The sequence below is a fragment of the uncultured Amnibacterium sp. genome (assembly GCF_964245895.1).
Taxonomy (GTDB): domain Bacteria; phylum Actinomycetota; class Actinomycetes; order Actinomycetales; family Microbacteriaceae; genus Amnibacterium.
In genome coordinates this window covers 1-10,620 of record NZ_CAXTOQ010000122.1, presented here as the reverse complement: position 1 = coordinate 10,620, position 10,620 = coordinate 1, and the positions used below count along the sequence as shown (strand labels likewise).

The following is a 10,620-nucleotide window of genomic DNA, read 5'->3' as shown; positions in this document are numbered from 1 at the left end:
GATCCGGACGCGGTCGTCGCCGCGCGGGATCCGCGGTGGCGGGTGCGGGAGGGGGTCGCGCAGGGGCTCCAGCGGCTCGCGGAGCGGGACCCCCTGCGCTTCTCGGAGGTCCTCGGCGGCTGGCGCGACGACCCGGACCCGCTGGTCCAGCGCGCTCGCGCCGCTGCGGTCTGCGAGCCGCCGCTGCTGAAGGACCCCGCGCTCGCCGCGCTGGCGCTCGAGGTGGTCGCGCAGGCGACGGCCGCGCTGCGAGCGGCGCCGGACCGGCGAGTGGAGGGGGTCCGGGTCCTGCGGCAGGCGCTCGGCTACTGCTGGAGCGTCGCGGTCGCCGCAGACCCCGAGCACGGTCTGCCGGCGTTCGAGGCGCTCGAGCGCGACGACGACCCGGACCTGGCGTGGATCGTCCGCACGAACCGCACGAAGGCGCGCTTCCGCCGCCTCGACTGACCTCCGAAGGGTGGTCGCGTCGGTCAGGCGCCCGGCGGCGGGAGGATCGCCTGCTCGTCCCCGCTGCGCACCAGGTCGAGGATCACCGCGGCCACCTGCTCGGCCGAGTGACCCTTCGGCATCCCCGGTCGCAGCGCACCGGCGCGGAGGCGCTCGTGGAACTCGGTGTCCGTGATGAAGGGGAACACCGTGGAGACGATGATGCCCTCCTGCGCGAGTTCGAGCCGCGCGACGGACGACAGCGTGTTCAAGGCCGCCTTCGACGCCGCGTACCCGCCGACGCCGGGGAACAGGTGCAGGGTGGTGCCGCTGCTGACGTTCACGATCGACCCGGCTGCCTGCGCCCGCATCGGCGGGATCACCGCCTGCATCGCGGCGAGCGCAGCGACCACGTTCAGCTCGAGCACGGCGCGCAGGTCGTCGAGCCCCACGCGCTCGAGCGGCTCGTGGAGGCCCTGGCCCGCGTTGTTGATCAGCACGTCGACCCGGCCGTAGCGCTCGAGCGCCCGGTCCACCGCCGCCTGCACGTCGCCCTCGCGGGTCACGTCCGTCGGCACGGCCAGCGCCTCCGGCAGCTCGGCCGCCAGCGCGTCGATGCGATCCGCCCTCCTGGCGGCGAGCACCACCTTCGCGCCCGCGTCCGCCGCGGCGCGCGCGGTCGCCGCACCGATCCCGCTCGACGCTCCCGTGATCAGCACCACCGTGCCCTGCAGCTGCATGCGCCCATCGTGCGCGGTGCTCCCTGGCCGCTGCTCGCAGGAGCAGCGGCTACCGTCCGCGGTGTGAGCGACACCGCCGGTCCCTTCGTGCCGGAGGGGGCCGGGATCGACGGGCTGCGGGAGGCCGCGACGGGGTGCCGAGGCTGCGAGCTGTGGGAGCCCGCCTCCCAGGTCGTCTTCTCGGCGGGGCCGCCCGCCGCCTCGATCGTGCTCGTGGGGGAGCAGCCCGGCGACCAGGAGGACCGGCGCGGCCTGCCGTTCGTGGGCCCGGCAGGGCAGCTGCTGGTCGGCGCGATCAAGGACGCCGGCATCGACCCGGCGGCGGTGTACCGCACGAACGCCGTGAAGCACTTCCGGTTCGAGCCCCGGGGCGGCCGCCGCATCCACAAGACGCCCGACGTGCACCACATCACGGCGTGCCACCCGTGGCTGCACGCCGAGCTGCAGGTGGTGGCGCCCGGCATCGTCGTCGCCCTCGGCGCGACCGCCGGCCGCTCCGTGTTCGGGCGCCCGGTGCGCATCGCCGCGGAGCGCGGCGCCGTGCTCGAGGGCGCGATCCCGGACTCGTCGGCGAAGGCGCTGCTCACCGCGCATCCCTCCGCGGTCCTCCGCATGCGGGGCGAACCCGGCTACGACGACGCGTACGCCGCCCTCGTCGCCGACCTCCGGATCGCCTCCGCCGCCGCGGGCTGAGCGCTTCAGCAGGAAGAGTTCACGATCGCAGGAAGAAGACGGTCCGAACTTCCTGCTGATGTGAGTTCTTCCTGCTCAAGCGCTCGGATCTTCCTGCTGAAGGGCTCAGTCGTACCGGGCCTCGGCGCGCCAGGCGCCGTCCTCGACCGTGAGCAGCCACGCGGAGCCGTCCGCGCAGGCGACCTGCATCCGGTGCAGCCGCACGGCGGCCGCCGCGTCCCACCACCGCTCCTCGAGCGGCCACGGTCCCGCCCACGCCTCGACCCGCGTCGGCGCTGCGCCCGGCACGGCGAGCACGGCCGGCGGCCCGCTGATCGCCCCGCGGCCGTCGATCTCCACCGGCCGCCCCGCCGGGTCCTGCACCGCCACGGCCGGGCGGCCCGGCAGCACCGCGGTCGGGGCGAACCCGGGCAGCCGGCCCGGCCACGGCGCGTCCGCCCGCCGCTCGGGAGCCCGGGCCTCGCCCCACGGCGCGAGCACCACGCGGTCCGCCGCCAGCCGCCCGCCGCCGATCCCGACCGTCAGCACCGCCTCGTGCCCCAGCAGGCTCTGCACCCGCGACAGCGCGTGGTGCACGCGCTCGCCGGGGCCGCCGCCCCACAGCCCCTCCTCGTGGTGCGCGGCGGCGTCGACCGACTCGGGATGCAGCACGACCAGGGCGACCGGCGCGGCGAGCTCCGCCCCCGCCAGCTGCCAGCGCACCCGGTCGATCACGTCGAGCGGGGTGAAGGAGCGGGGGTGCAGCCAGGTGCGCCGATGCGGGGCGCCGCGGTCGGGCACCAGCTCGATCGTGAGCCCCGTGCAGACGAGCAGGTCGGCGGCGAGCGCCTGGATGAACGCCTCCGCGGTGCGCTTCAGCCCGAACGCGATCTGGTCGATCCGCTCGAGCGGCGGCTCGAACGCCTGCCGCCGGTCCCGGTCGGCCGGCACGGTCCTGGGGGCCACCCGCCGCGGGTCGAGGCCGGCGGCGACGCGGTGCGCCGCCGCGCCCTCCGGCCCGAAGCGGTCGCGGACGGACTCCTCGGGCAGCGCCGCCAGCCGCCCGAGCGTGCGGACCCCGAGCCGCGCGAGCAGCGCCGTGAGCCGCGGCATGCCGAGCAGCGAGACCGGGAGGGGGGCGAGGAACGCCGCGCCGCCGCCGGGCGGGACGATGCGGATCGGGTCGGCGCACCTGGCCGCCTGCTCGGCGGTGAACGGGCCGTCCGCCACCCCGGCGCGCACCCCGGTCGCCCCGGCGCCCTCGAGCAGGTGGATCGCCTCGCCTGCGGCGGCCTCCTCGCCCCCGAAGAACCGCGCCGGACCCGCGGCGCGGACCACGACCAGCCCGGGGCGCACGACCTGGACCGTCGGGATGCCCGCCTCGAGCGCCGCCAGCAGGGGCTCGAATCGCCGCGCGTCGACGGCGGGCTCGAGCGGCAGGACGACCAGGGAGGCGCAGCGCGACTGCGCCTCCCGCACCTTGAGGCCGCGCTTGACCCCGGCGGCCCGCGCGGCGGGGGAGCAGGCGTGCACGAGCCCGTGCTCCACGAGCGCGATCGGCCCGCTGCCGTCGAGCCCCGCCTCCGCCGCCGCGGCGTGCACCGGCCAGTCCGGGCACCAGAGGACGATGCTGCGCTCGATGCCCTGCATCACACGGCCATGAGGTGTCGCTGCGGTGCGGGCGCGGGTGCGGGGGAGGGGAGCCGGAAGCCGGTCTCGACCCGCAGGCGGTGAGCGGCGCTCGTGCGCCCGGCCGCGCTGACGACGACCTCGAGCTCGCGGCCGGCGAGGTAGCCCCAGCCGGCTCCGATGCCGGACCACGAGCCGCCGCGCGTCTCGAGCACCGCCTCCGCCCCCGCCCAGTCGCCCGCCACGAGCAGCGTCGCGTCCCGCTGCCGCAGCCGGGAGGCGAGCCGCGCCGTCTCGCCGGGGGAGGCGCCCCGGGCGGGCGGGCGGACCAGGACGACGGGCATCACCTCGGTCAGCTGCGCGGTCACCGCGAGCCAGTGGTCGCCCGGCGTGGGCACGAGGACGAGCCGGTCCAGCGCGATGCCGAGCTCGGCGGCGGCCTCGACGCCGAACTCCGGGATGCCCACCACGCCGCACCACGCGCCCGCCGCGGAGGGGCCGGCGAGCAGCAGCATCGCGAGGGCGAGGGAGCCGGGAGCGGCGTAGGCGACGCCGCTGCGCAGGGCGCCGCCCGGCAGCAGCGGGGCGACCGCCGCCGCGGTCGGCAGGGTCCTCGAGCCGAGCGTGCGCGCCTGCATCGCGGCGATCCGAGCCTGCAGGGCGGCGACCGTCTCCGATCGGGCTGCAGCGGGCATGGCTGCACTGTATCGAACACAGGTTCGAATGCGCGAGCGGCGCGGCCGGTCGGCCCGCAGCCGGGTGCACTCGCGCGAACCAATGGTGCACGATCCGGGAGACCGGAACGCTCCAGTGCACGGGGCGGTCGGATTCTGCTGCACTTTCCCGATCCGGCACGGTTTCGTCAGCGATTGCAACGTCCGATCGTCCACGCTGGCAGTGCCGCGATACGCGAGGACGGGAGACCATGCGCACCAGCAGCGACCAGACCGTACCCATCATCGAATGGGACGGCCAGCCGGGCTTCGAGCGCTTCAGCGCCGCCGGACGGTTCGCCGTGCCCGACGCCAGGCGGTTCCGGTCGCAGTGGCGCGAGGTCGCGGTCGACGGCGTGCAGGTCGGGGAGTGGTCGACCTCGCCGATCTCCGGCGTCGAGCGCACGGCCAGGACCACGGGGCGGGTGCTGCTCGTCGCGGTCGTCGAGGGCTCGTTCCGCTACTGGACCGACGGCCGAGCGGTCGACGCCAGGAGCGGCACCGTGCACCTGCTCTCGTCGGGCGACCAGATCCGCTTCGCGGTGCCGGAGCCCTCCCGCATCCTGCGCATCTCGGTGCCGAGCGCGTTCCTGCCGCAGGACGTCCGCGTCGCGACCGCCACCTCCATCGGTCCCGTGCCCGCCACCCGGGTCACCGCGGGCCTCACGTCGCTGGTCGAGCAGGTGCTCGACCCGGTCGTCGGCGGCGCGGCGTCCCCCGCCGCGCGCGCCGTGCGGGCGCTCGCCGTCGCCGCCCTCGAGGACTCCGTGCCCGACACCGCCGAGCACGACCTGCGCGGCCGGATCCTCGAGCACATCGAGCGGCACATCGGCGACCTCGATCTCGGCCCGCAGTCCATCGCCGGGGAGTTCGGCATCAGCCTCCGCTGGGTGCACCACGTCTTCAACGTCGACGGGGCCTCGGTCGCCCGCCACATCCGCGAGCGCCGGCTCGACGTGGTCGCCGCGCAGCTGCAGACCGACCGTCGCTTCCCGCGCATCGGCGCGCTCGCCGAGCGGACCGGCTTCGCGAGCCGCGACCAGCTGACCCGCGCCTTCAAGGCCAGGTACGGCGTGACGATCGCGGAGTACGCGGCCCTCGCCAGCGAGGGCCGCGCGCCCGAGCCGCAGCCGCGCACCGACGAGGGCGACGACGCCGAGAGCGCCTGACGCACCACGACGGGGGCCCGGGTGCGCTGCACCCGGGCCCCCGTCGCGTCCCGCCTACCCGAGCCGCTTGTAGCTGTACCGGTACTGGACCGAGGACAGCCGCACGGTGCCGGCCTTCCAGGTGTGCGAGATCCGGTACGTCGTGAACGACTTCGGGATCGCGACCGCCTTCGTCGTGTGCGTGCCGTTCTTGATCAGCACCCGCAGCGTCCGGCCCTTGTGCGTGAACTTCAGGTACTGCGTGCCGACGACGCCGGAGGCGGTCGTGGTGAGGCGCAGCAGGACCTTGCCGGTCTTCAGCCCGGCCTTCGGCTTCGCGGCCATCGAGTGCGTGCCGGAGACCGACCTGCTCACATAGGTGTGCGCCGCCGAGACGAGCCTCTTCGCGGAGACGGAGATCCCGCGCGTGGCGGCGACGGCCGCGCCGGTGGCGTCGACCTCGACCGCGGTCACCGAGTAGGCACCGGCGACGACCTTGCCGGCGCTGCGCCCGTTCCAGGTGAGGTCCTGGGTCGACCTCGTGACCGACCAGCGCTGCACCTCGGTGGCGCCCCGCTTGATCACGACGACGCCGGAGACCGGCTGCACGATGCCGGAGGCGGTGGTGCCGGCGACGTGCAGCACCACGGTGTCGCGGTAGCCGTCCTTCACGGGGAACACGGTGTCGACCGACGACGCGATCGCGAGGCCCGTCACGGCCGGCGTGGTGCCGCCCGAGCCCCCCGAGCCCCCCGAGCCGCCGGAGGCGGGCGCGGTGTCCGTGGCCGGGGTGCCCGGCGAGCCGCCCGTGGTCGACGGCGGCGTCCCCCCGGTCGAGACGGTGCCGGTCACCGCGGCGCCACCGCCGCCGGTGCCCACCGTGACGCCGACGCCGCCGCCCGACGACCCGGTCACGCCGGCGCCGATCGACCCGCCGCTCGCGCCGACGCCGATGGTCGTGCCGGCGATGCCGACGGCCACCGTCCCGTTCGTGGTGGTGACGGAGACGGGCGAGCCGCCCGTGGTCGCGGTGCCGTTCATGAGGCCGTTCAGCAGCTGGGTCACCGTGCCGGTCGTACCCGTGCCGGTGCCGCCGCCGGTCAGTCCGCTCGTGACGCCGCCGAGCCCGCTCGTGACGCCGCCGAGCAGGCCCCCGGTCGGTGTCGTCGCGGCGTTCGCGGCCGGGGCCATGGCCAGGCCGGCGGTGAGCGCGACCGCCGTCGCGGTGCAGACGCCGAGGCCGGCGCGCTTCCAGTCGTGGTGCATGTCGTCTTCCCCCCAGAAGATCGTGGACGCCGGGCTCCTCCCGGAGCGCGACGTGGTGACAGTAGGCAGGGGACGCGCGGCGGGCGACGGCCGCTGCACGGACCTTCCTCCGGCGGTGCACGCGACGCCGCGCGTCGACCAGAACGGGGGGCGAATAGGCTCCCTTGCGTGGAGGAAGCCGGATCCGCCTTCTTCGTCTCGACCGCGTGGACGGTCGGCGGCCTGCTGCTCGTCGTCGCGGTGACGGGCCTGTCCCGCAAGGCCGGCTGGTCGGCCCCGCTCGTGCTCGTCGCGGCCGGCGTGGGCGCCGCCTTCCTGCCGTTCACGCCCGAGGTCCGGCTCGACCCGGACGTGGTGCTGATCGGGGTGCTGCCGGCGCTGCTGTTCGCCGCGGCCCTGCAGACCTCCTACCTGGAGGTGCGTGCCCGCGGCGACTCGATCCTCGCGCTGTCGGTCGGGCTCGTGCTGTTCTCGGTGGTGGTGATCGGGTTCGTCACCTACTGGCTGCTCGACCTGGTCGTGCCGGGCCTGCCGGTCGCGGTCGGCGTCGCGACCGGCCTGGCGTTCGGCGCGATCCTGGCGCCGACGGACGCCGTCAGCGTGAACGCGCTCGCGGGGACCGGCCGCGTGCCGCGCCGCCTCGCCGCCCTGCTGGAGGGGGAGGGCCTGCTGAACGACGCGACGGCGCTGGTGTCCCTGAACACGGCCGTGTTCGCCATCACCAACACCGGGGTCGGGTTCGGCAGCGCGATCGTGGACTTCGTCGTCGCGGTGGTCGGCGGCGTCGCCGGCGGCGTGGTCGTGGCCTGGGTGATCGTGCAGGTCCGGCGACGCCTGCGGGCTCCGGTGCTCGACACCTCCATCTCGCTCACCGCGCCGTACGTCGCCTACCTGCCGGCCGCGTGGTTCCACGGCTCCGGCTTCCTCGCGGTCGTGCTGACCGGCATCTGGCTGGGCTACCGCGCGCCGTCGTTCCAGTCGGCGGAGTCCCGCATCGCCGAGCGCATCAACTGGCGCACCGTGTCGTTCCTGCTCGAGAACGCCGTCTTCCTGCTGATCGGGCTGCAGCTGCCCGGCATCGTCGCCGCCGCGGCACGGACCGACATCGGGTTCCTGCCGGGCGTGCTGATCATCGCGGGCATCTACCTGACGATGGTGCTGGCCCGCTTCGCCTACGTGTTCGCCGCCACCCTGCTGTACCGGTTCGGGCCGGAGGTGCTGCGGGAGCGGCGCTGGGACTGGCGCACCGCGTTCATCATCTCCTTCGCGGGCGTGCGCGGCGTCGTGACCCTCGCCGCCGTCTTCCTGCTGCCCACCGGGACGACCCCCGTGGTCGGGTTCCTGCAGCTCGCGGCCTTCGTCATCGTGGTGCTGAGCCTGCTGCAGGGCCTCGCGGTCGGCCCGCTCGTGCGCGTGCTGCGTCTGCCGCTGCCGAACCCCGAGCAGGACCGGATGCAGATCCGCAACCTCGTCGCGGAGGCGCAGACCGCGGCGATCACGAGGCTCGAGCAGGAGGCGTCGGAGGACGACCCGGCCGAGCTGGTCACGAGCCTCAAGCGCAGCGCCGAGTACCGCGTGCTGCTCGGCACCTCCGACGAGCAGGGGCTCGTGCGGCAGCCGGACGCCTACTCGCGCCTGCGGCTGCTGATGCTCGACAGCGAGCGGCGAGCGGTGATGGACGCGCGGCAGGAGGGCCGCTACGAGGAGTCGGTCATCGACGCCGTGCTCGGCGACTTCGACTCGATCGAGACGGCCCTGAAGCGGTCGTACCGCCGCGACCTCGCGAAGCCGGCGCCCCGGCCGCCGCGGTTCCGCCGGGCGCGCTCCCGGCCCTAGGAGCTCGGCGAGCCGGAGCGCGCGAGCAGGTCGTGCTCGGCGATCGCGGCGAGCGAGAGCGTGCGGTAGCCCTCCGACGCGAAGAACACGGTGATCCGGTCGTCCTCGACGCTCATCACGCGGCCGTCGCCCCACTGCGCGTGCCGCACCGCGGCGTCGACCGGGAACGGCACGTCGTCGCCGGCCCGCACGTCCTGCGCGGCGGCGACGCGGAACGCGGAGCCGTCGTCGCAGGTGTCGCACCGGCCGCACGGCCCCGCGGCGCCGTCCCCGAAGTAGCCGAGCACGAACTGCCGCCGGCAGCCGCGGGTCTCCGCGTACTCGCGCATCATCGCGAGCCGGGAGGCGTCGATGCGCTCCCGTCCCTCTGCCGCCTCGAGGGCCGCCGCCGCGGCGCGCTCCGGGTCCGGCTCCGTGATGCGGACCGCGTCGCCGTCGAGCTCCGCGACGCCCGAGTCCGCCAGCAGGTTCGCGAGCGACGTCGCCCGGCGCGCGCTGATGCCGACGGCGTCAGCGGCCTCCCGCAGCGCCGGGTGCTCGAGCGCGGCGGCCGCGAATCGGCGCAGCTCGCCGCGCTTCGGCGCCGTCGCGCCGAAGAACCGCCGCAGCCCCAGGTCGGCCTCGCGGTAGTGCAGCCTGGCCGCGGAGGGGGCGCCGTCCCGGCCCGCGCGACCGACCTCCTGGTAGTACGCGTCGACGGACTCGGTGATCGCGGCGTGCACCACGAAGCGCACGTCGGGCTTGTCGATGCCCATCCCGAACGCGCTGGTCGCCACGACGACCTCGACGTCGCCCTCGTGGAACGCGGCGTGCAGCTCCCGCCGCCGCTTCGCCGGGAGGCCGCCGTGGTACGGCTCCGCCGCGACGCCCCGCTCGCGGAGGCGCTCGGCGAAGACCTCGGTCGCCTTCCGCGTCGCGACGTAGAGCAGGCCCGGCTTCGCCAGCCCGACGACGTCGTCGAGCACCGCGGCGATCTTGGCGTCCTCGTCCTCGTGCCGCCGCACCGCGAGGTGGATGTTCGGCCGGTCGAAGCCGTGCGTGAGCACCAGCGCGTCGGGCATGCCGAGCCGGTCGAGCACCTCCTCCCGCACGGGCCGGGAGCCCGTCGCCGTGAGGGCGAGCACGGGCGGGCGGCCGAGGCGCAGGGCGACCTCGCCGAGCCGCAGGTAGTCGGGCCGGAAGTCGTGCCCCCAGCTCGAGACGCAGTGCGCCTCGTCGACCACGAGCAGCGCGGGGTGCGCCGCCGCGAGCCGCTGGACGACGGCGTCGTCCGCGAAGCGCTCCGGCGCGACGAACAGGTAGCCGAGCGTCCCGTCGTCGACCCCGTCCCACGCAGCGGCGATGTCCGGCTCGCCGACCGTGGAGTTGATGAGCGCCGTGGGCCTGGCGCCCGCCCGCTCCCGCAGGGACGCGACCTGGTCGGCCTGCAGCGCGATCAGCGGCGACACGACGACGACGAGCCCGGGACGCAGCGCGCCGGCCAGCTGGTAGACCGCGGACTTGCCGTAGCCGGTCGGCATCACCGCCAGCACGTCGCGGCCGTCGAGGACGCCCGAGACGGCCTGCTCGATGCCCGGCCGCAGCGGGTCCCAGCCGAACACGTCGCGCGCGACCGCCGCGATCTCCTCCGACCGTCCCGTGCCGGCTCCTCGGTCGTCCAGGTCCTCGATCGCCGTCTCCGTGGTGCTCATCGCGGACGAGCCAAGCAGCCGCACGCCTGGGAGCCGCGGATGATCCAGCGAACGGGGGCGGGCCGGGGGCTTGCGCTACGAGACGTGGACCATCGGACGCCGGCGCACGTCGGGCTCCGTCTCCCGCAGCACCTCGCGGGTGACCGGGGCGACCTCGCCCTCGCCGGAGACGAGGAACCGCACCATGTTCGAGACCGGGTTCCCCTCCGTCCACTCGAAGTAGATGTGCGGCACCACACCGGTCAGGTTCCTGATCTGCAGCAGCACGGTCGCGATCGTGTTCGGCACGTTGCCGCTCGCGACCTCGAGCACGCGGAAGCCGTGCCGGACCACGCCGCGCACCTCGAGGTCCTCCTCGAAGTCGGACGAGTCGGTCTTCTCGACCTCGAGGAAGATGATCGACGCCCGCCCGGGGATGTTGCTGTCGCGTCGCTCCTCCTTCGCCTTCAGCCGGTACTCCGTCGCGTCGCGGGCCCCCGGCTCGTTCGCGACCAGGTGC

Annotated in this window: 8 protein-coding genes and 2 pseudogenes; 4 read left to right on the top strand and 6 right to left on the bottom strand. The window is 75.3% G+C overall.

Annotated elements, in window-relative coordinates; genetic code table 11:
- Nucleotides 1-447: pseudogene (locus ACFE60_RS14360) on the top strand (HEAT repeat domain-containing protein); the annotation flags it as partial.
- 23 nt (nucleotides 448-470) lie between these two features.
- Here the strand turns inward: ACFE60_RS14360 and ACFE60_RS14355 are convergent.
- Nucleotides 471-1,166, bottom strand: a complete 696-nt coding sequence (locus ACFE60_RS14355; RefSeq protein ID WP_375389548.1) for an SDR family NAD(P)-dependent oxidoreductase — start codon at nucleotides 1,164-1,166, stop codon at nucleotides 471-473.
- 63 nt (nucleotides 1,167-1,229) lie between these two features.
- On the opposite strand from ACFE60_RS14355, the gene ACFE60_RS14350 reads away from it, so the two are divergent.
- Nucleotides 1,230-1,859 (top strand): UdgX family uracil-DNA binding protein, encoded by a 630-nt coding sequence (locus ACFE60_RS14350; RefSeq protein WP_375389547.1) that lies wholly within the window; start codon nucleotides 1,230-1,232, stop codon nucleotides 1,857-1,859.
- 105 nt (nucleotides 1,860-1,964) lie between these two features.
- Here the strand turns inward: ACFE60_RS14350 and ACFE60_RS14345 are convergent, their stop codons facing one another.
- Entirely contained in the window at nucleotides 1,965-3,488 is a 1,524-nt protein-coding gene (locus tag ACFE60_RS14345) for a DNA polymerase Y family protein (protein ID WP_375389546.1), read from the bottom strand.
- Nucleotides 3,488-4,162 carry a hypothetical protein gene (locus tag ACFE60_RS14340; RefSeq protein WP_375389545.1) on the bottom strand — a complete coding sequence of 225 codons (675 nt, stop codon included), beginning with the start codon at nucleotides 4,160-4,162 and terminating at the stop codon, nucleotides 3,488-3,490. Before ACFE60_RS14340 ends, ACFE60_RS14345 begins: the two co-directional genes overlap by 1 nt.
- A 230-nt stretch (nucleotides 4,163-4,392) precedes the next feature.
- Between ACFE60_RS14340 and ACFE60_RS14335 the strand changes: the two genes are divergently transcribed.
- Nucleotides 4,393-5,349, top strand: coding sequence for a helix-turn-helix domain-containing protein (locus tag ACFE60_RS14335; RefSeq protein ID WP_375389544.1), 957 nt, complete (start codon nucleotides 4,393-4,395; stop codon nucleotides 5,347-5,349).
- Nucleotides 5,350-5,403: 54 nt separating this feature from the next.
- On the opposite strand, the gene ACFE60_RS14330 is transcribed toward ACFE60_RS14335, so the two are convergent.
- A complete protein-coding gene (locus tag ACFE60_RS14330; RefSeq protein ID WP_375389543.1) occupies nucleotides 5,404-6,594 on the bottom strand; it encodes a hypothetical protein in 1,191 nt (396 codons plus the stop codon).
- A 168-nt stretch (nucleotides 6,595-6,762) separates the two neighbouring features.
- On the opposite strand from ACFE60_RS14330, the gene ACFE60_RS14325 reads away from it, so the two are divergent.
- On the top strand, nucleotides 6,763-8,430 hold the full coding sequence (locus ACFE60_RS14325; protein ID WP_375389542.1) for a Na+/H+ antiporter: 1,668 nt from the start codon (nucleotides 6,763-6,765) through the stop codon (nucleotides 8,428-8,430).
- Here the strand turns inward: ACFE60_RS14325 and ACFE60_RS14320 are convergent.
- Both ACFE60_RS14320 and ACFE60_RS14315 read right to left on the bottom strand, forming a co-directional pair.
- On the bottom strand, nucleotides 8,427-10,121 hold the full coding sequence (locus ACFE60_RS14320) for a RecQ family ATP-dependent DNA helicase (protein WP_375389541.1): 1,695 nt from the start codon (nucleotides 10,119-10,121) through the stop codon (nucleotides 8,427-8,429). The two genes, ACFE60_RS14325 and ACFE60_RS14320, sit on opposite strands and share 4 nt — an antisense overlap.
- 75 nt (nucleotides 10,122-10,196) lie before the next feature.
- Nucleotides 10,197-10,620, bottom strand: a pseudogene (locus tag ACFE60_RS14315) (amino acid transporter); the annotation flags it as partial.